Origin of the sequence: Nostoc sp. EspVER01, assembly GCF_034530635.1 — a bacterium.
In the GTDB taxonomy this organism is placed as follows: Bacteria; Cyanobacteriota; Cyanobacteriia; order Cyanobacteriales; family Nostocaceae; genus Nostoc.
The window spans coordinates 13,982-34,042 of the sequence record NZ_JAVRCS010000008.1 but is presented as its reverse complement, the minus strand read 5'-3'; the positions used below and the strand labels follow the sequence as shown (position 1 = coordinate 34,042).

The 20,061-nt window shown below is 40.4% G+C and carries 17 protein-coding genes; 9 read left to right on the top strand and 8 right to left on the bottom strand.

What is annotated here, in order from left to right:
- Positions 1 to 130: 130 nt before the first annotated feature.
- A complete protein-coding gene (locus tag RMX69_RS09205) occupies positions 131 to 487 on the top strand; it encodes a DUF4864 domain-containing protein (protein WP_289799897.1) in 357 nt (118 codons plus the stop codon).
- A 25-nt stretch (positions 488 to 512) separates the two neighbouring features.
- On the opposite strand, the gene larE is transcribed toward RMX69_RS09205, so the two are convergent.
- Positions 513 to 1,340 carry an ATP-dependent sacrificial sulfur transferase LarE gene (larE, locus tag RMX69_RS09200; protein WP_289799896.1) on the bottom strand — a complete coding sequence of 276 codons (828 nt, stop codon included), beginning with the start codon at positions 1,338 to 1,340 and terminating at the stop codon, positions 513 to 515.
- Positions 1,341 to 1,431: 91 nt separating this feature from the next.
- A complete protein-coding gene (gene hrmK / locus RMX69_RS09195) occupies positions 1,432 to 3,324 on the bottom strand; it encodes a hybrid histidine kinase/response regulator HrmK (RefSeq protein WP_322637250.1) in 1,893 nt (630 codons plus the stop codon).
- Positions 3,325 to 3,532: 208 nt separating this feature from the next.
- Between hrmK and RMX69_RS09190 the strand changes: the two genes are divergently transcribed.
- Complete coding sequence (locus tag RMX69_RS09190) at positions 3,533 to 4,399, top strand: branched-chain amino acid ABC transporter permease (protein ID WP_289795372.1); 867 nt, start codon at positions 3,533 to 3,535, stop codon at positions 4,397 to 4,399.
- A gap of 21 nt (positions 4,400 to 4,420) precedes the next feature.
- Here RMX69_RS09190 and RMX69_RS09185 read toward each other — a convergent pair whose 3' ends face one another.
- Positions 4,421 to 4,561 carry a photosystem I protein PsaX gene (locus RMX69_RS09185; RefSeq protein ID WP_289795371.1) on the bottom strand — a complete coding sequence of 47 codons (141 nt, stop codon included), beginning with the start codon at positions 4,559 to 4,561 and terminating at the stop codon, positions 4,421 to 4,423.
- A 151-nt stretch (positions 4,562 to 4,712) separates the two neighbouring features.
- Positions 4,713 to 5,657 (bottom strand): lipoyl synthase, encoded by a 945-nt coding sequence (gene lipA / locus RMX69_RS09180; protein ID WP_322637249.1) that lies wholly within the window; start codon positions 5,655 to 5,657, stop codon positions 4,713 to 4,715.
- A gap of 234 nt (positions 5,658 to 5,891) precedes the next feature.
- On the opposite strand from lipA, the gene RMX69_RS09175 reads away from it, so the two are divergent.
- The 6 genes from RMX69_RS09175 (at position 5,892) to RMX69_RS09150 (ending at position 14,150) form a co-directional block, all read left to right on the top strand.
- The gene (locus tag RMX69_RS09175; RefSeq protein ID WP_289795369.1) at positions 5,892 to 6,542 is read left to right on the top strand and encodes a response regulator; all 651 of its coding nucleotides are present in this window, start codon (positions 5,892 to 5,894) and stop codon (positions 6,540 to 6,542) included.
- A 1,353-nt stretch (positions 6,543 to 7,895) separates the two neighbouring features.
- The gene (locus RMX69_RS09170) at positions 7,896 to 9,215 is read left to right on the top strand and encodes a response regulator (protein WP_322637248.1); all 1,320 of its coding nucleotides are present in this window, start codon (positions 7,896 to 7,898) and stop codon (positions 9,213 to 9,215) included.
- Between the two features lie 42 nt (positions 9,216 to 9,257).
- Entirely contained in the window at positions 9,258 to 10,409 is a 1,152-nt protein-coding gene (locus tag RMX69_RS09165) for an FIST signal transduction protein (RefSeq protein ID WP_289795367.1), read from the top strand.
- Positions 10,410 to 10,415: 6 nt separating this feature from the next.
- The gene (locus tag RMX69_RS09160; protein WP_322637247.1) at positions 10,416 to 11,459 is read left to right on the top strand and encodes a sensor histidine kinase; all 1,044 of its coding nucleotides are present in this window, start codon (positions 10,416 to 10,418) and stop codon (positions 11,457 to 11,459) included.
- A gap of 674 nt (positions 11,460 to 12,133) precedes the next feature.
- Positions 12,134 to 12,676 (top strand): methanogen output domain 1-containing protein, encoded by a 543-nt coding sequence (locus tag RMX69_RS09155; protein WP_289795365.1) that lies wholly within the window; start codon positions 12,134 to 12,136, stop codon positions 12,674 to 12,676.
- An 82-nt stretch (positions 12,677 to 12,758) separates the two neighbouring features.
- A complete protein-coding gene (locus RMX69_RS09150; RefSeq protein WP_322637246.1) occupies positions 12,759 to 14,150 on the top strand; it encodes an ATP-binding protein in 1,392 nt (463 codons plus the stop codon).
- 251 nt (positions 14,151 to 14,401) lie between these two features.
- Here RMX69_RS09150 and RMX69_RS09145 read toward each other — a convergent pair whose 3' ends face one another.
- From RMX69_RS09145 to RMX69_RS09130, 4 genes are all read right to left on the bottom strand, one after another.
- Positions 14,402 to 16,006 (bottom strand): NAD(P)H-quinone oxidoreductase subunit N, encoded by a 1,605-nt coding sequence (locus RMX69_RS09145; protein WP_322637245.1) that lies wholly within the window; start codon positions 16,004 to 16,006, stop codon positions 14,402 to 14,404.
- Positions 16,007 to 16,335: 329 nt separating this feature from the next.
- Entirely contained in the window at positions 16,336 to 16,608 is a 273-nt protein-coding gene (locus tag RMX69_RS09140) for a hypothetical protein (RefSeq protein WP_289795363.1), read from the bottom strand.
- Positions 16,609 to 16,668: 60 nt separating this feature from the next.
- Positions 16,669 to 17,730 (bottom strand): WD40 repeat domain-containing protein, encoded by a 1,062-nt coding sequence (locus tag RMX69_RS09135; RefSeq protein ID WP_322637244.1) that lies wholly within the window; start codon positions 17,728 to 17,730, stop codon positions 16,669 to 16,671.
- Between the two features lie 81 nt (positions 17,731 to 17,811).
- A complete protein-coding gene (locus RMX69_RS09130) occupies positions 17,812 to 18,783 on the bottom strand; it encodes a GTP-binding protein (protein WP_322637243.1) in 972 nt (323 codons plus the stop codon).
- 300 nt (positions 18,784 to 19,083) lie between these two features.
- On the opposite strand from RMX69_RS09130, the gene RMX69_RS09125 reads away from it, so the two are divergent.
- Positions 19,084 to 20,028, top strand: coding sequence for an all3515 family Zur-repressed PEP-CTERM protein (locus tag RMX69_RS09125; protein ID WP_322637242.1), 945 nt, complete (start codon positions 19,084 to 19,086; stop codon positions 20,026 to 20,028).
- The last annotated feature ends 33 nt before the right edge of the window (positions 20,029 to 20,061 follow it).

The following is a 20,061-nucleotide window of genomic DNA, read 5'->3' as shown; positions in this document are numbered from 1 at the left end:
GATCGCTTTGCCGACACTTGGAGCGATGTCTACGATGGTCATTGAGCCTTGTCGTACCCCTCCGGGGAAGCAAGCTACGCGCAGCGTCTCGTAGAGAAGTGCGGGCTGCGCCTACGCAATTTTTAAATTTATGGAAGTTACTGATACCGATGCCATCAACATACGTTCTGTAATTGAATACCAATTGGCAGCCTTTAAAAAAGATGATGCTCAAGGCGCTTTTGCCTTTGCTAGTCCGGCGATTCAGGCGCAATTCGTAACCCCAGAAAATTTTATACAGATGGTAAAGACAAGCTACCCAGCAGTATACCGTCCTCGTTCTGTATTTTTTGAAAAAATAACAACCATCCAGGGAAACATAACTCAACCAGTGTTGCTACTTGCTCCTGATGGAGTTCCCTTGAGGGCTTTATATTTTATGGAAAAACAGCCCAATAATATCTGGAGAATTAACGGTTGCTTTCTAGTTTCTCTAGAAGGTAAATAAACTTTATATTTATAAAACTAAAATCCTATACTTTAACGCCCAAGGCTTCCCTATTTAAAACCTGATTTAACTTACCGCTACGATAACCTTCTAAATCTAAGGTTACGTAGATAAATCCAAAATCTTGAAATGCCGAAACTAGTGTTTGTAAATCATTAGTTAATACAAACTCTTTGATTTGTTCTGGTGGTAATTCAATACGTGCTGTATCCCCTTCCGATCGCACGCGTAAATTCTGCCAACCTAGCTTTCGCAGATAAATTTCTCCTCTGCCGACTCGTTGCAACTTAGCGACAGTAATTTCTTCACCGTAAGGAAACCGGGAACTGAGGCAAGGTTGAGCAGGTTTATCCCACCAAGGTAAACCGAGTTGTTGCGAAAGTTGGCGAACTTCTATTTTAGTGACACCCACTTCTGCTAAAGGCGATCGCGCACCTCTTTCCTTAGCCGCCTGAATTCCTGGGCGATAATCATGCAAATCATCAGCATTTACCCCATCCACTACATAAGGATAACCCAGTTCTAAAGCTAAAGGTTTGAGAGTGTCGTGCAACTCGCTTTTGCAAAAATAACAGCGGTTAACCGGGTTAGAGGTGTAATTGGGATTTTCCATCTCGTGAGTCTGGACGATTTTATGAGGAATCCCAATTGTTGCAGCTTGAATTTTCGCGTCTTCCAATTCTTCTGGTAACAACGAAGGAGAAACAGCCGTGACAGCTAAAGCGCGATCGCCCAACACATCATAAGCAATTTTGGCAACCAAAGTGCTATCAACGCCCCCAGAGTAGGCAATCAACGCTTGCTCCATTTCTCTAAATAAAGCTCTTAATTGCTCAAATTTTTCTGTCAGCATCATTTCCCAATCCTGCCAAAACCTTACAGCACCCAATCATTTATATTGTAGTCATTAGTTATGGAGCATTGGGCACAAGAGGCAGAGGGATTTACTGTAACTTCCCCTCTGCTCCTCTGCTCCCCTGCTCCTCTGCTCCCCTGCTTCTCTGCTCCTCATCAACCAACATTGGTGCTTGACTATACTTAGCCACCAGACTAGCTAAAAGTGGTAAATCAATCGGTTTAGAAATATAGTCATTTACTCCAGCCGCTAGACAGGTTTCGCGATCGCCTTTCATCGCCATTGCTGTTTGAACAATTACCGGAATCTTCCCATATTGTTGATGTTCTCGCAGTTGTTGCACCAAGTTAAGACCATTTTCATCTGCCAAACAAACATCCATTAAAATTACCGCTGGTTCTAACTGTGCTAGGGCTTCCCACATCTCGGCAGCATTCTTAACCCAAGTCACTTGATATCCCAATTTACGTAAATAAATTTGCATCAAGTCAGCATTGGGTAAATCATTTTCTACCAGCAAAATTTCTACAGAAGAACTAGGTGTCAAAGGCAGAGGAAATGAGGGTAAATTTACTTCCCCTGCTTCCTCATCTACCCTGACTTCCATCTCTTGCTTAAGAGGAAGTACAAGAGTAAAACGGGAGCCACGATCTATTTCAGATTCAACTTTCACCGAACCACCGTGAATTTGGGCGAGTTTCTGAGTCACTGCTAAACCCAAACCAGTACCTTCAATACCATCTGCTACGGCCTTGGCAATTTGGAAATATGGCTGAAACAGTTGAACTTGGTCTTCTTGGGAAATGCCAGTGCCAGTATCCCAAACTGTAAAATGCACAAATACACCTTTGGAAGCAATCTGTAAGCCAACACTTCCTTTACTGGTAAACTTTAGGGCGTTGAAGAGTAAATTCAACAACATTTGCTTGAGTCGTAAGGGGTCAGCTACTAAGGTTGTAATATCGGGTTCAAGTTCTAAGCACAGTTTCAAACCCTTATTAGCAGCTTTCTCTTTCACCAGTGCCAAAACATTGTTACACAGCAGTGGCACATCTACTGTTTCCCACTGTACTTCTAGCTGATTTGCTTCAATTTTAGAGAGATCCAAAATATCATTAATCAGCGCTAGTAAATGTTTACCGCTAGACTGAATGATATTTAAATACTCTTGCTGACGTTCTTTACTTGGTTCGTACCCTGGAGCTAAAAGCAGATGGGTAAACCCAATAATGGAACTAAGCGGTGTGCGAATTTCGTGGCTAGTGTTTGCCAGAAACTGATTTTTCAGTTGATTAGTGCGCTCCAATTCTTGATTAGAGTTACTTAACTGTTGACACCGTTGCGGCCAAGACAAGATGTGTCTAAGTTGTACTAAAGCTGTACTACAGCATTTGGCAGACCTTGTTATCAATTGCGATCTGAGTTGAGCTTGCGATTCTATGAACGACTCATGATGAGGACTTAGGGGCGCTGTGGCAAGAATTAGCCAGCCGATAACGCTGCCAGAATCATCCGCCAACCGCCAAGCGCTAGGTAGTTGTTGATTCTCAAGCTGTTGCAAATCTTCAAGTTTTATCACCTCTTGCAATCTCAACAGCAGCTTTTTTTCTGCTGTCAACACTTCTAGAAATAAAGGTGGTGAATTTGGGGATGGAGAACGAGAAATATAACAAACTGTGGCAAAATTTTCTTGTGTTTGACACATAGCGATGCCTACGGCACATTCTGTAAGTGCCAGATTACTGCTATGAACAGCACTATTAATCTCGTTAACCACGGTTTGGAAAATTTCCGCTTGTGCTGCTTCTGGCTGTGGGACAGAGTTACAAGCAGAAAGCAAGCAATCATTAAGGCGACTTTGCAACTGGTTTAAGCTGCTCTCCAGCCACAGTTGCGCGCGAAGTTGCTCAATTGTTGTCAAAAGTTTTGGCGTTGCATCTATCAGTGAGTTCTGGTCTGGTAAGCTTGAATACTGCTGCATGGTCAACTAGACCGCTGAACAAGTTTAGCTACGCATAAAAATCCCAACAGGATTTTATGTATATTAGCGGACAATTCTTTTTTATTTATAAACGATAACTTATGTTGTTATAAACCATAACTTATGATGTCGAGTTTAGCAGCTACTCCAAAAAAAAATTATTGTATGAACCACTAACCTAAAATTTGTTCAACGCAACTTAAGACTTATGGATGCACAATTCGCCCAACTAATCGTGAATGGGATTGCGGTGGGGAGCATTATTGCTCTAGCCGCAGTCGGACTGACTCTTACTTATGGAATTTTACGGCTATCTAACTTTGCTCATGGTGACTTTCTCACTTTAGGAGCCTATCTAACTTGGTTGATAAACAGCATTGGAGTCAATATTTGGCTGTCGATGATCCTAGCGGCGGCGGGAACAGTAGCAGCAATGCTGTTATCGGAAAAGCTACTGTGGTCAAAGATGCGCTCTATCCGTGCTACTTCGACTACGCTGATTATTATTTCTATTGGACTTGCCTTATTTCTTCGCAATGGAATTATTTTTATCTGGGGTGGCAGGAACCAAAATTATAATTTACCTGTTACTCAGGCTTTAGATATTTTGGGTTTAAAGATACCGCAAAATCAATTATTGGTATTAGGATTGGCGGTACTAGCAATTTTGGCGCTGCATTACCTGCTGCAAAATACCAAAATTGGTAAGGCGATGCGAGCAGTTGCAGACGATCTTGACTTAGCGAGGGTTTCAGGTATCAATGTCGATCGAGTAATTTTCTGGACTTGGGTAATTGCTGGCACTCTTACGTCATTGGGCGGCAGTATGTATGGGTTAATTACAGCTGTGCGCCCGAACATGGGATGGTTCCTAATATTACCATTATTTGCCTCAGTAATACTTGGTGGAATTGGCAATCCCTACGGTGCGATCGCAGCAGCTTTTATCATTGGCATCGTCCAGGAAATCAGCACTCCTTGGCTGGGTTCACAATACAAACAAGGTGTAGCACTGTTAATCATGATTTTGGTGCTGCTCATTCGTCCCAAAGGTTTATTCAAAGGAACGATTTGAGCAGCACCATTCCACTTCTAATTATTCAATAATGTGGAAATACCAGGCTGCTACCAGGAAATTGATAGCTAACAAGAACAGTGCCCAGCCTGTGCGATAGGGGTAGGGAGGTTTAGCTCCACTGTCGGCAACTGGGGAATTCTTCGTTGTTTTAGCGGTCATAATGCGATTCTCCTTATGTCATGACTTTTTAAGAAATACCAAACTGGGGTACCAAATACTCAAATTCTTTAAGAATATTTGTGTGAAGTTAAGAATTGGCATTAGGCATGGGACATTGGGCACGAGAGGCAAAGGGGCAGAGGAAAAAAACTTACTGCAACTTCTCCCCTGCTCCTCTGCTCCTCTGCTCCTCTGCCTCCTCTCCAGCATGATAGGAACTGCGAACCAGAGGCCCAGAACGAACATGGTTGAATCCCATTTCCCATGCTAATCTGCCAAGCCGATCGAATTCCTCTGGAGTCCAATATTTTTGGACTGGCAAATGTTCAAGAGTTGGACGCATATACTGCCCAATAGTCAAGCGATCGCATCCCACAGCCCTTAAATCAGCCATTGCTTCAATTACTTCATCAACTGTTTCTCCGTGTCCTAGCATCAAACCTGATTTGGTGGGAATTGTCGAATCGATTTCTTTAACTATAGCCAGCACCAAGAGCGAGCGATCGTATTTGGCTCCCCGACGCACTGGCCCTGTTAACCGCCGCACTGTCTCAACATTGTGATTAAAACAAGCTGGTTTGGCTTTCACAATCATCTCTATCCGCTGGCGTTGACCTGATTCCCCAACACCAGCACCACCCCAAAAATCTGGGGTCAGCACTTCAATTTGAGTCTCTGGATTCAATTGGCGGATAGTCGCGATCGTCTCTACAAAGTGTCCTGCACCTTGATCGGGCAAGTCATCACGGGCTACAGAAGTCAACACCACATAACGCAATCCCAAAAGCTGCACCGCCTGGGCAACCTTTTCAGGTTCCTCTAAATCAAGAGGCATTGGTGCATGACCTTTATCTACTTGACAGAAAGCACAAGAGCGTGTGCATGTAGGCCCCATTAGCAAAAAAGTTGCAGTTTTTTGGGCATAGCACTCTCCGCGGTTAGGGCAGCGTCCTTCTTCGCAAATCGTGTGAATTTGGCGCTGCTTAATAATGCGTTGTACGGTAGAGATTTCACTGGCTTTACCAATTGGGCGACGTAACCAGCTAGGCATTGCCTTAATTTCAGACTTTAGTTCGGCTTGTTGTGACGAAATCATAAACATCCAAGCAAGATGCGGATATAGATGTAGTGGTCTGTTGATTAAATATCACAATGACACAAATTTAAAAGAGCACAAGCAAAAGTTTTGCAAAACACCTCTAACAATGTCATTTATACCGAAATATACTATCCCCCAATTGCTAGAAATTATGTATATAGTGGGAGGATTCTCAAGGACAATCGGCAAAGCCGCTATTTACACTTATAGTTTCTGTTAGAGCAAACAGTCGTGGCAAGCAACAAGATTTTAGTTATCGATGACACTACAGTTGTCAGGGTAAAAGTACGAGAAATGTTGCCTCCGGGCAATTTTGAGGTACTAGAAGCAAAAGACGGTGTGGAAGGACTAAATTTCATTCTTCAGGAAAAACTCAGCCTGATTATGCTGGATTTCCTGTTGCCTAAAATGAGTGGCTGGGAAGTTTTCCAGAAAGTTCAAGCCGATCCAGAGTTAAGGAAAATTCCTTTAGTGATCATGTCTGGTCGCAAGGAAGAGGTGACTGAAAAAATCACAGAACCATTTGAATATTTTGAATTTCTGGGCAAGCCTTTTGATCAGAAACAACTAATTGGCGCTATTAAGTTAGCTATGGCTAAAGCGAAACAGCCACGCCCAGAACTAGTAGCAGTAGGGGCAGGGGTTGCTGTCAAAAATGGCACAGTAGCAACCTCTAGTGTCCCCAATGGTACGGTAGTAGCTCCTAGCGTTGCAAACTCTAGCGTCGCAGCCCCCAGCATCACAACCCCCAGTACTGGAGGAGTCTCCGAGGCAGAAATTAATGCATTGAATGAGAAAATTGTCAAAATGCAAGCAGAAATTGATGGTTTGAAGAAACAGCTAACTCAGGTGGTGACTTTTATTAAACAAAAAATCAAGTAGTATTTGTGCTCGTTATTATTATCGCAGCCAAAAATACACCATCTATACTGGTGTCCGATTAAAAGCGGATAAAAATAGTTAGTTCAAAAACACTTATGTTGATAAATCATCATTATTTAGTGAGGTACAGCTTAACCTAAGCCCGGTAAAGCTGTACTTTATCTTACCTCTTAGTAAGTGTGGAGAAGGGTTATGTTGATATTTTGATATGTACTTCAGTTGATGAGAAAACACTACAGTTTAAGATTCAGATATTTAGTAAAAAAATATATTAAAAGTCATATTTTCTAATACAAATTAAACACAAAAATCCTCTTTCATGATGAGGATAGTCTTTGCGCAGGAATAATAAGCCATAGAAACAATAATTATGAGCATAGTCCAATACGATTCAGTTAAGGCTAAAAGTCGTGTAAATTAAGCATTGTCCCAAGAATGAAAATGAGCGTGTGGTGCATCTCAAAGATTTCTCATTGGTGTCTCCAGATATACAAAGTAGTGAAGTACTGAAAGCAATCGAGATAGCGATTCCAGCTTTTGCCATCGAACAGGTGATGCCTTTGGCAAGCCGCTTCTCTACGAGACGCTGCGCGAACGCGTCTACGTTAAGCTGATGTGCAGCTAAATTTTATAACACGAAAACGTAAAATTATTGTAGTGCGGGCATCTTGCCCGCATCGCATATACAAATTAAATACGCAACAGCTTAATACCAAAACCGAAGAAGAACGCAGGCGATCGCTACCAGCACAATTAGTGGTTAGGGACTTGCGTGAAAATAAAGTACCAATAAACCGAGTTTCGACACTTCGACTGAGCGCAGTCGAAGTGTCGAAACCCTCCTGGCTGGGACACTATTAACCCGCAGATCCCTTAGTCTGGTAATAGCAATGAGTCTTTTGGTCTAAAGACTCGATGCGGGTAATTGTTTCGATGTTCCAGACAGCGATGAAAATGCAAGAGCTTCAAAACGAGTTGAAGCTCTTGCATTTTCATATCACTAATCAGTTTTTCAGCCTTCACTGAACCGTATTGAACTTAAGGCATCAAGAATATTGTTCTTAGATAGCGCTAATTTTCTAATAAAACAAGAGTGAAAATAACTAATTTCAGAGCGATCGCCTTTATAAAAGAGGACTTTAAACTTTGGTGATTGATGTCTATTAGCGATCGCCCCAACGCAAAGTTATAGGCAATTTAGCTTGAAGATGTTGCTGTTATCAGAGTTTTTGGGAACTATAGGGTTGTCAGACGATAAATTTGCAGTCTGTCTACCAATCAAATAGTGGTGACTTAGCTGCGATCGCAGGGCAATAGGGAATAACTAACAATGAATAAAATTAATTTAAATATATGAATGAACAACCAGATATAGAAGTGCTTTATACCCCAGATGATAGTTTAATCCTAGTGGTAGATGATACTACTACCAATTTAGAAATAGTCTTTAATACATTAACTAATGTAGGCTTTAAAGTTATCACAGAAAATGATGGAGAAAGGGCACTTAAGCAGGTTGAGTTCCAACTGCCTGACTTAATTTTATTAGATGTAATGATGCCAGGAATAGATGGATTTGAAACTTGTAAAAGACTGAAAGAAAATTCAGTTACTTGTGATATACCCGTAATTTTTATGACAGCAAATTCTGATACTCACAGTAAGGTAAAGGGTCTAAACATAGGAGCAGTTGATTACATCACAAAACCCTTTCATGAAGAAGAATTATTAGCTAGAATTAAAACCCATCTTCAATTACGAAATCTCACAAAAACTTTAGAAAAACGAGTTTTAGAAAGGACATCAGCATTATCTAGGGCATTAAAAGACCTACAAGAGTCTCAACTTCAGCTTGTACAGACAGAAAAAATGTCTGCTCTTGGTCAATTAGTAGCAGGAGTTGCTCATGAAATTAATAATCCAGTTGGTTTCATTCATGGCAATCTTGGACACGCTTCAGTATATTTCCAAGAAATGATTAATATTATTGACCTCTATCAGCAGCACTATCCTAATCCAGTTCCAGAAATTCAAGAAGAAATTGCAACGATAGATTTGAAGTATATACTTGCCGATCTACCTAATTTAATTTCCTCAATGAAAGAGGGAGTTCAGCGTATTCGCAACATTAGTACCAGCTTGAGAACCTTTTCTCGAGCAGATAGCGATCGCAAAGTGTCTTGCAACATTCATGATGGCATAGACAGTACAATTATGATTCTCAAACACCGTTTAAAAGCATCTGAATATCGACCCGATATTCAAGTAATTAGAGATTATGATATATTGCCAGAATTAGAATGCTTTATCGGACAACTCAATCAGGTATTTATGAATTTATTAGCTAATGCTATTGATGCTTTAGAGGAATCTAATGTAGGACTTACCTATATGGAGATTGAAGCAAATCCTAATCAAATTTTGATTCAAACTACTCTCACTGAAGATAAAAATTATATCTTGATTAGGATTAAAGATAATGGCGTAGGAATGTCGGCTGATGTCCAACAAAAAATCTTTGACTATTTATTCACCACTAAGCCTGTGGGTCAAGGTACAGGACTAGGGTTATCAATTGCTCGTCAAATTGTTGTCGAAAAACATGGAGGAACTCTAGAGGTAAGTTCATCAATAGGACAAGGTTCAGAGTTTATCATTCAACTTCCTATTTAATAATTATAGTAAGTTACGTTTACCAACATAATAAATAAATTTATGTTCAAGGCAGTAGTAGGTCACAGTAACGATCCAGATTCTCTAGCAGCAATTGAAGAAGTTCTTCAACAATCTGCCAGTTCTCTTGCAGGAGATATACCAAAAGCTGGGATTATTTTTGCTGCAATTGACTTTGATCATTCTCTCATTTTGCAACAAATCGATCGGGCTTTTCCGGGGATTGAGTTGATTGGTGGAACAACAGATGGAGAAATTTCTTCAGTCTTAGAGTTTCAGCAAGACTCAATCACTTTGATGTTATTTTGCTCAGATGAAGTTGAAATTTATGCAGGAGTTGGACGAAAAGTTTCAGACGATCCAATTACTGCAACTAAACAAGCTGTGGAGCAAGCCAAAGCAAAAAGTACCGCAGATCCAAAGCTATGCTTAACTCATCCAGAGAGCCTCACAACTAGTGGTGTCTCTATATTAAATGGCTTAAAGCTAGCTCTTGGTCAATATGTGCCAATATTCGGTGGTTTGGCAGGCGATCAATCAAGATATCAAAGTACGTATCAATTTTTTAAAACAGAAGTATTAAGTGATTCTGTACCAATTCTACTTTTTTCCGGCACAATATTGTTTTCTCACGCTGTTGCAAGTGGTTGGCATCCCATTGGTCAAACAAGCAAAGTGACTAAGGTAGATAAAAACATAGTCTATGAAATAGATGGTAAACCAGCTTTAGATTTTTATCATCATTATTTAGGTTTGCTTCCTCCTTCAATGGAATATCCACTAGCAGTGTTTGATGAGAATAAAGACAATTTTTATATAAGAGCACCTATTGCTTACAATCAAGAATCTAGTAGCATAACCTTTTTTGGAGATATTCCCGATCGAGCAATTATTCAAATTTCCGAAGCAGATTATGAAGATATTTTGGCAGCTTCCAAAGCATCATTTATGAATGCCTTAAATAATTATCCTGGTACAAAACCAAGTGCTGTTTTATTTTTTTCGTGTGTAGCTCGTCGGCAAATACTTGGTACTAAGGCACAAGAAGAGTATCAAAATACAAAACTTTGTCTGACTGACTATTTACCTGCCTGTGGATTTTATTCTTATGGAGAAATTGCTCCTATAGATGGAATTAGCCAAACGCAATTCCACAATGAAACTTTTGTAACTTTAATTTTGGGAAATCAGTAAAAATTAATGGAAATATTAGATTATCAACAACAAATTAAGGAATTAAAAAAAGCCAATCGAATTAGCCAAAAAAAATTAGAGCGTTCTGAATTAGACCGGAGAAAACTTGAAGAAACAAATCGAAAAAAAGAATCTTTGCTCAGGAGAGTAATTGATGAATTAAAGGAATATCAAAATAAATTAGAAGAAAGAAGCCATGAGCTAGAAATGATGCTGCTTAATCTTCAGATAATGGAGAATAAGATGTCTACTTTGGGAAGTATGGTAGCAGATGTAGCTCATGAGATTAATAACCCAGTTGGGTTTATTGCAGGTAATCTGACTCCAGCGAAAGAGTATATTGAGAATTTATTACATCTAATTGATCTCTATCAGCAGACCTATCCTAAAGCATCTCAGCAAATTGAAGAAACAATCAAAATGATTGATCTAGAATATGTACGCGAGGATCTACCTAAACTCATTTCCTCAATGAGAGAAGGTACAGATCGTATTTCCAATATTAGTGACAGCCTGCGAACTTTCTCTAGAGCAGATACAGAAGAAAAAACTCTGTTTAATATTCATGAAGGTATTAACAGTACTCTCCTCATTCTCAAGCATCGGTTACAAGCTAATAAGATTCGTCCTGCTATTCAAGTAGTTCAATATTACGAAGAATTGCCCTTAGTAGAATGCTTTCCAGGACAATTGAATCAGGTATTTATGAATCTATTGGCAAATGCCATTGATGCTTTAGATGAATCTAATGCTGGGCTGAGTTTTAATGATATTAAACTAAATCCTAATCAAATTACAATTCATACTGCCCTCACTGAAGATAAGAATCATGTCTCGATTCGGATTCAAGATAATGGGGTGGGAATATCGGCTGATGTTCAGCAAAAAATGTTTGATCATTTATTCACAACAAAACCTGTGGGAAAAGGAACAGGATTAGGATTATCAATTGCTTATCAAATAATTGTCCAAAAACATAAAGGAACTCTAGAAGTAAATTCTGTGTTAGGAAAAGGTTCTGAATTTATTATTAATATACCTATTTGTTAAATCATCAAACATATAAGTTGTTAAAAGTATTTAAAAAAAAGATCCAAGATAATAGCAAGTGAAAGTGATGGAAATTTGCGACTTCCTACCTCATAATTAATTACATTTTTAAAGCAGAAATTTTATTTATAGAAAACAAAAAATTGTATCCTGGTTGCGAACAAGTAGATTTTTGTGCGGGTTGATAATAAAATATTTTTAGTGTTAACAATATTTTGCCCCAAAAGATTCTCCCAACCCAAGCCCACTAATCATGGGGAAAATACTTAATATTTTGCTTGCTAACTTTTAAGACTAGATCTAATTCCCCACTTTTTAAGGAGGGTTAGAAAGGATAATGGGGACTTAACCTAGAAGAAACTATGCAAAACCGTAAACTGTCACAACGATAAGGCTCAGAATTTGTTATGGAGATTATTTTTTATTAGAACCAAAAGAAACATTAAATTCTCAGAATAAAAATATTAAGTAGTTACTTTAGAGACATTTTGGGGAACTCTAAGTAAGTCGGTGAGAATAAATCAAACTAGATTAAGTAATGTAAAAAATATTGAGATTATTTCTTAGTGTTCGCGCAGCCTTCTCTGCGAGACGCTTCGCTAACACTACAAACCTTGAATTATTCACACCGCTGTACTCATAACTCTACTTCTTAGATTGTATCCTCAAAATTTATGATCAATGTACCCAAGCACTCAATAGCTACGCTTAATCTTTCTTTAGAACGCGACATATTCTTACGCACACTAATCAGAGAATTATCTGGTACTTTGCAGGATGTAGTTGGTTTAGAAGAAGCTTCGGGATTTATTAGCGTTGTTGGTGAAAGGATGGGAAGGCAGATTAACCAAGATTATAAATCTGCCTTGGAAATCTCTAACCTTTCTCGTAAGCAGGTAGCTGATGTCTTGATTGATTTAAAAAAACGCATCCAGGGCGATTTTTATGTGATTGAGCAGGATGATGAAAAAATTGTCTTTGGCAACCGTGTTTGCCCATTTGGCGACAAAGTACTTAATCGCCCTGCCATGTGCATGATGACTTCAAACGTTTTTGGAACGATCGCAGCTAATAATCTGGGATATGCGAAAGTAGAATTGCAAGAAACCATAGCACAGGGTGATCCTGGATGTAAAGTTATTGTTTACTTAAAACTTACAGAAGAAGCAGAAGATGCAGAAGGTCGAGAATACTTTAGGGGACTAGAATCTGTGTAAACCCTTCAGCATCAAAATAATTCCGGGACATAAGCTTAGTGCAGATATGTAAAGTGAATCGAACCCTGAAATTGGAAGCACCATGACTCCTGAACAGTTTCTTGAATTTGCCAGAGTTTTACCAGAACCTTTACTTCTGGTGAGTGGAGAGGGTCAGTTGTTAGCTACCAATCAACCAGTGGCAGATATGTTGGGGTTACGCCGTCAAGAACTGCAAGGAAGAATGCTTTTTGAAATTGTAATTGAGCCTGCCAACGATATTATCAGGTATCTGCAAGCTTGTTCAAGTAGCAGGGCAATGGTTATTGGCTCCTTGACTTTACGAAAGAATGATGGGCAAACGTTAATATGTCGTAGTCAGGGAGCCGTTATTCAACCTTGGTCTCCTGAATCTTCAGCTTTAATTCTCTTACGCTTGGAAAATAGAACTTTGACCAGCAGTAATTTCGTTCTCCTGAATGAAAAAATTGATGAGTTAGCCAAAGAAATTCAGAGACGAAAACAGGCAGAGGAAGCACTCAAGAAAGCGAATCAAGAGTTAGAAATTCGGGTTGAAGAACGTACTACTGCTTTACAAGAAACACTAAACGAATTACAACTTACTCAAACTCAGCTTATCCAAGCTGAAAAAATGTCTAGTTTAGGTCAGATGGTCGCTGGTATTGCTCATGAAATTAATAACCCAGTGAGTTTTATTTATGGGAACCTTCACCACGCCCATAAATACACTCAGGATTTACTGAAATTGGTGCAAATTTATCAACAAATTTGTCCAAATACTCCTCCAGAAATCCAAGAGCAAATAGAAGAAATAGACTTAGATTTTCTGATTCAAGACATAACTAAACTCTTCAAGTCAATGCAAGTGGGAGCAGAACGCATTCAGGAAATTGTTAAATCACTACGTAATTTTTCCAGGCTGGATGAAGCAGAACTTAAGCAAGTCAATATTCATGAAGGAATTGATAGTACTTTAATGATTTTGGAGCATCGCCTGCAAGCTAGGCATGAGTATCCAGAAATCAAAGTCATCAAAAAATATAGTCAACTGCCGAATGTAACTTGCTATCCTGGTCAACTTAATCAAGTGTTTATGAATATTCTTGCTAATGCAATTGATGCACTGGAGGCGTCGGCACTCAACGGTAATTGTTTAGCAGTAAATCCACAAAGAATTGACAATCAAAAACTGATAAATAATAATCCCCAAATTCAAATTAAAACTGAGTTAGTCGATGAACAATGGATAGCGGTTAGTATTGCTGATAATGGTTTGGGGATAAATGAACAAGTTCGCTCAAAGCTATTTGACCCCTTTTTTACCACTAAATCTGTGGGCAAAGGTACTGGACTAGGACTATATATAAGCTATCAGATTATAGTTGAAAAACATAACGGACAACTTAGCTGTTTTTCTGTTCCAGGAAAAGGTGCAGAATTTATAATTAGGATACCTATTAACTCAGTATCATAAAATTTAACTTAGAGGACGTTTGAAAAGTCTCCTCGTCGGTATCAAAACGTTTTCGATCCCCCTAAATCCCCCTTAAAAAGGGGGACTTTAAGGATTCCCCCCCCTTTTTAAGGGGGGTTAGGGGGGATCAACCAGTGCTTAAAATCACAGCTAACCACTTTTCAAACATCCTCTTAAAAGATATGACAAAGCCTGTCTGCTAATTAGCAAACAGGCTCTACCCTTGAGGACAAAGTTTGGTTGAAACTCGGTTAAATCTTCGCAGTAGAATCAACTGAGGGTTGAGACTGACTAACCGAATCTAACTTTGGCAAAAGCAGTACATTTTGTGCTTTTACATTACTGTTGATTGTTGCTTGCAAAAATGGGGTATTGGAGATAGAGTTGTTAGCCAATGTAAACAGTGGATTTGACAAAATCCCTGCTACTGTAGTGGCAATTAATGTTACTACCAACCCGACTTGCAAAGGTCTTAGCCCAGGCAAATCCCAACGCACTTGGGGATAATTCTTCACTGCGTCAGACATTTCATGGGGTTCTTTGACTACCATCATCTTAACTACGCGAATGTAGTAGTAGATGGAGACGACGCTGGTAACTAAGCCCAGCAAGACTAACCAATAAAGTCCTGCTTGCCAACCAGCCCAGAATAAGTAAATCTTGCCGAAAAACCCAGCCAATGGTGGAATACCACCCAAGGAAAGCAGGGAAATACTCAACGCCAGTGTTAGGAGTGGATCTTTTTGATATAAACCAGAGTATTCGGCAATCTGGTCGGTTCCCGTGCGTAGTGAGAATAGGATGATGCAGGTAAAGCCGCACAGGTTCATGAACAGGTAAACCAGTAGGTAAAATACCATACTCGCATAGCCCGCTTGTGTACCAGCAATCAAGCCAATCATCACAAACCCAGCTTGGGCAATGGATGAATAAGCTAGCATCCGTTTCATGCTGGTTTGAGCTAGGGCGACTACGTTACCCAAAATCATGCTGAGAACGGCTAGAGCTGTGAAGACAAACCTCCACTCGTCAGCAACAAGAGGGAAGGCTGTGAGCAGCAAGCGGATGGCTAGGGCAAACCCAGCCGCTTTAGAACCGACAGATAAAAAGGCGATGACTGGGGTGGGAGCGCCTTCGTAAACGTCTGGTGTCCACTGGTGGAAGGGTGCGGCGGAGATTTTGAAGCCAATACCTGCGATCGCAAATACCAGGGCAATCACTAAACCCAAAGATTGGCCGACTTTAGCTGTGGCAATGCCATTAGCGATCGCACTAAGTTCAGTTTGTCCTCCAGATAGTCCATACAGCAGTGATACACCGTACAAAAATATTGCCGTGCTGGAAGCTCCAATTAACAAGTATTTCAGCGCCGCTTCATTAGAGCGGGGGTCACGCTTGGTATAACCTGTCAACAGGTAAGAGGAGATACTCAGGGTTTCTAGGGAGATGAAAATCATCACCAACTCACTAGCCCCGGATAAAAACATCCCTCCCAGAGTAGCACTCAGCAAAATAGCGATGAATTCGCCTAAAGCAGTGCCACTCTGCTCAACGTAGCGAATTGACATCAGTATAGTGGCGATCGCAGATAAGGCAATAATGCCGCGAAAGACGATACTCAGGTCATCACTGTTAAAGCTACCGGTAAAACCGATGGGATTAGGAGAGTCCCATTGAAAATAGAGGGCGACAATCGAAGCAAATAAACCTGCGATCGCTAGATATCCAATCCAGCGCGCGGATGTACGCCCCAAAATCAAATCAACTATCAAAACCCCCAAGAGGGTGAGAATAACAATCCCCTCTGGTAAAATCGTTCCAGCGTTTAGCTGGGATGCAATATTAGCAAAATCCATGAGATGTATAGGTTTTGGCGATTAGACATTAAGGCTAACTCTGTTCACTCTAGCAAGTTTTCTAATCCCCGGACTAGCTCTTTTAACAAGAGCTTAACAGGTTGGATGCAGACGGCAATTGCACCAACCTTACTACTTTACCAGCAGCTTTCTCAGTATCCAGGGATTCACTTAACAACTTGCCTACTTCGTTTTTCAGGCGTGACTTTTAGCGAATATCATCAATAATTATGCTGCAACCAGTGCGATAGTTACGTACAAAAAGCTTATAAAATTAATAAGGGCACAGCATTGCTGTGCCCCTACAATATCCATAACTTCTAACTTTATTAAAAATCGACAGATGGCAGTTTGCCTTGTAAAGACTGAAATTTAGACTGAACACAGTTTGCACAATTGCAACCAAGTTGATCAATAATCGGATTAGATGTTTGAGTCAACATTGGTGTTACCAGATCAGGAATTTGTTGTGTAGATACTACCGTAACAATTTGTGTAGGGTATAGAGATTGCAGGCTGGATGCGTTTGCTGGATTGACTACCAGCAGCATGGATACGAGAAATGCGGGACAGGCGAGTAAAATCAGTTTGACTATGTTCATAATTTACACAAAGATAGCTTTGCTGATACAGCATAGCTAATAAATTGCCTAGCTTCAACCTTAACTGCGCCCGAATCCTTGACCCCGCAAAACCTTTGACCAAACAAGTAATTCGCCCTGTTCACCGCCTGCGGCCAGTAACTTACCTTCGGGATGCCAAGCTAGGGTGGAAAATCCTGCTGAGACACCTGTGATAATTTGGGATACTTCCTTGGCTTTGTTCCACAAACATAACCAGCCATCAGCAGCAGCAGAAGCGAGAAGGAAGCTTTTGGGTGCAAAGGCGATCGCATTGATCACACCTACATGATTTGTTAAAACTCGCGCTTCCCAACCTAAAGTGTCATCCTCTAGCTTTTCCCACACCACAATACCTTCAACGCTAGAAGATGCCAGTATTGGCGCACCGACTTTGGTCATAGCTTCTGACCATGCCAATTGGCGAATTTTACCAGGGAAGCCACGCATCACCCAAGGGTCGGGGTTGTTCCATTCTAAAACGGTGACACTACGATCCATGTTGCCAGAAGCCAGGTATTTACCATCAGGCGACCAAGCCATAGCCACACTGACAGTAGTCATATCTAGGTTGTATGGTTCTTCATCCCAGTTTTGACTATGCCAAATCTTGATACCCTGATAACCGCTAATGGCTAGGTATTGCCCATCAATGCGCCAATCAATGCCCAAAACTGACGAGTTTTCAAAATTCAGCGTCACAACAATTTCACGAGTATCTGCATCCCAGACTTGGACATAACGCCCCAAACTAAAAGCTAGTTGGTTACTGGTGTAATTCCAAGCTAGCTTGTCAACCCATGCGGGGGCATTTTCCAAAGTGGCGATTAATTCAGTATTCTGCCAAATTTTCACCTGTCCATCTTGTCCACCAACGGCTAAAAATTTTCCATCTGGCGAAAAAGCTAGACAGTCTACAGATTTACCGTCACCAGTTTGTAAGCTTGTGAGTTCGCCATTATTCCATAGAACAACTTCCCCGGCGGCAGAAGTTGCTGCTAAAGTTTTACCTTGTGGCGACCAAGCGATCGCAGTTACATAATCTGAAAGTGTCCCCGAATAGTGTTGTTCAAATTCCTTAGATTTGCTGGTTGTGGTGTTCATATTTGTAAAGAGGGGATGGGGAATGGGGAATGGGGAATGGGGAATAGGGAACTGGTAAATTCCCTACTCTCCACTGCCTATTTAAGCTAGACAAGCAAGAAAATCTTGTTTGAGTTGGGCTGCATCAAGGTTGCGGCCAATAAAGACTAGTTCGTTTTTGGGTGTTTCACTGGGTTTCCAGGGGCGATCGGGTTTGCCATCAAATATCATGTGTACTCCCTGGAATACAAATCGATTATCTTCTCCAGCAATATTTAAAATGCCTTTCATCCGAAAAATATCTGGCCCTTGGGTACGCAATAATTCAGAAAGCCAAGCGTTTAATTTTTCTCCATCAACTGCACCCGCTTCTACTAAAGCCACAGAAAATACAGTTTCATCGTGTACGTGGGCATCTTCTCCCAAGAAATCTGGATCAATTTCTAATGCACGATCTAAATCAAAAGCTTTTACACCTAATAAAGCATCCATTCCTAGTTCAGAATTTTGGGTGCGGTAGATTTTTGCGATCGCATTCATCGCCCGAATCCGTTTCTCCAATTCATTCAACTCTTCTGGCGCTACTAAATCTGTTTTATTAAGTAAAATTACATCGGCAAAAGCAATCTGTTCTTGGGCTTCGTCTGCATCCCAGTGCTGCGAGATGTGCTTGGCATCTACCACTGTCACCACCGCATCTAGAGACAGTTGGCTTTGTAAATCTTCATCAACAAAAAATGTCTGAATCACTGGTGCAGGGTCGGCTAATCCAGTTGTTTCAATTACTAAATGGTCAAATTTATCGCGTCGCTTCATCAAATTGCCAATGATGCGAATTAAATCGCCGCGCACTGTACAACAGATACAGCCATTATTCATTTCAAATATTTCTTCATCTGCATCGATAATCAATTGATTATCAATACCCACTTCCCCAAATTCATTGACAATCACAGCAACTTTTTTGCCGTGTTCGTAGGTGAGGATGTGATTGAGTAGAGTCGTTTTACCTGCTCCCAAATAGCCTGTAAGAACAGTAACGGGAACTGAATTGTTGATTACGTCAGCCACCATACTCTAAATTCCTCTTGTCTCACCTTATGGATAATCATTATCGCCCATGATAAATCTTTTTATATTTTTGTGCGAACTTGCTATTGTTTTGGCTTTCAGCAAAATCATCACATAATTTAATCACAAAACATTTTATTTTTATGCATCTGCAATAAGTAGTAAATATTCAAGAGTTGGCGTAGCTGATAAGAATATTCCAACTCACCCTGCGGGAAGTCGCAGGTTAGTACATTGACAATTCTACAACAAGCATGATAATCATTATCACATAGAAAAATTATAGATTGATGGAGAAGCGTGGTGGTTTCAAGAAACACTACCTGCTCGAAAAAGCAAGTAACTCAAACAGGGCAAGCATCTGCGTCTCTTGCAATCAGCTTTTTGGTTGTTGCACCACTGGTTTTATCTACCGCTTTAGCGCCAGCACAAGCAGATGATACTCATAATCATTCAGATGAAACGGGCTTTTACATTGGATTAGATAGTTTGGAGGCTCTCTCTACAGGGACATACGCAGGTTTAGAGAACCCCAACTACAATCGTTTAACCCTTCTCTTTGCACATAGGAATGAAGACACGCCGGAATCAAGCCATTTCCACGGCATTGGTACTTATAGCTACTCAGGTGCTTTAGATAACCTAACTATTAACCCAACCAATACAAATAACCGAATTCCTGAGTCTTACTCAGAACAACCGCCGCTAACATTATTACCTGGTACAGGGTTTTATACTGGTCGCTTGATTAGTACTGCAACAGATAAGGAATATAGTAATCTGACAATAGAACCTATCGCGTCGCTAAAAACTTCCAAAGAATTAGACAACCAATATTTGTTCAATAGCTCCAATGGTCGTTGGCAGTCGTCCCTTGAAGGTGCAAATATTGGTTTACAATTAGCGTCAATTAGCAGCGGATTGAATATTGGCGATTCAGCAGGCGTTGATATTGTCAAGTCAGTCGGTGATATCTACACAATCGGCAGTGGTGATGATTTTTCGTTCACCCCTACCTTTTGGACTGATGCTGCTGCACCACTGGGAACTTATTCTGCATCATTCAAGCTAGTGGATTTAGGCAGTGATAATCACCGTATTCCCTTTAAAGAGTCTGGCACTTTCAATTTTGATTTTGAAGTCAAGACTGTGCCTGAGTCGTCAAATGTCCTTGGTCTTGGTATAGTCGGTCTACTAGCGCTTTCTCTTTCTCGCTTGCAAAAACTTAATCGCAATAGTTTGAACTAATTTTCATTTCGCACCAAGGTGCAAAATGATCTT

Coding starts and splice junctions, on each gene's coding strand:
- larE (WP_289799896.1), bottom strand. CDS start 1,340: ATGCTGACAGAAAAATTTGAGCAATTAAGAGCTTTATTTAGAGAAATG.
- RMX69_RS09130 (WP_322637243.1), bottom strand. CDS start 18,783: ATGGTGGCTGACGTAATCAACAATTCAGTTCCCGTTACTGTTCTTACA.
- RMX69_RS09140 (WP_289795363.1), bottom strand. CDS start 16,608: ATGAACATAGTCAAACTGATTTTACTCGCCTGTCCCGCATTTCTCGTA.
- lipA (WP_322637249.1), bottom strand. CDS start 5,657: ATGATTTCGTCACAACAAGCCGAACTAAAGTCTGAAATTAAGGCAATG.
- RMX69_RS09170 (WP_322637248.1), top strand. CDS start 7,896: ATGAATGAACAACCAGATATAGAAGTGCTTTATACCCCAGATGATAGT.
- RMX69_RS09145 (WP_322637245.1), bottom strand. CDS start 16,006: ATGGATTTTGCTAATATTGCATCCCAGCTAAACGCTGGAACGATTTTA.
- RMX69_RS09160 (WP_322637247.1), top strand. CDS start 10,416: ATGGAAATATTAGATTATCAACAACAAATTAAGGAATTAAAAAAAGCC.
- RMX69_RS09135 (WP_322637244.1), bottom strand. CDS start 17,730: ATGAACACCACAACCAGCAAATCTAAGGAATTTGAACAACACTATTCG.
- RMX69_RS09205 (WP_289799897.1), top strand. CDS start 131: ATGGAAGTTACTGATACCGATGCCATCAACATACGTTCTGTAATTGAA.
- RMX69_RS09190 (WP_289795372.1), top strand. CDS start 3,533: ATGGATGCACAATTCGCCCAACTAATCGTGAATGGGATTGCGGTGGGG.
- RMX69_RS09185 (WP_289795371.1), bottom strand. CDS start 4,561: ATGACCGCTAAAACAACGAAGAATTCCCCAGTTGCCGACAGTGGAGCT.
- RMX69_RS09165 (WP_289795367.1), top strand. CDS start 9,258: ATGTTCAAGGCAGTAGTAGGTCACAGTAACGATCCAGATTCTCTAGCA.
- RMX69_RS09150 (WP_322637246.1), top strand. CDS start 12,759: ATGACTCCTGAACAGTTTCTTGAATTTGCCAGAGTTTTACCAGAACCT.
- hrmK (WP_322637250.1), bottom strand. CDS start 3,324: ATGCAGCAGTATTCAAGCTTACCAGACCAGAACTCACTGATAGATGCA.
- RMX69_RS09155 (WP_289795365.1), top strand. CDS start 12,134: ATGATCAATGTACCCAAGCACTCAATAGCTACGCTTAATCTTTCTTTA.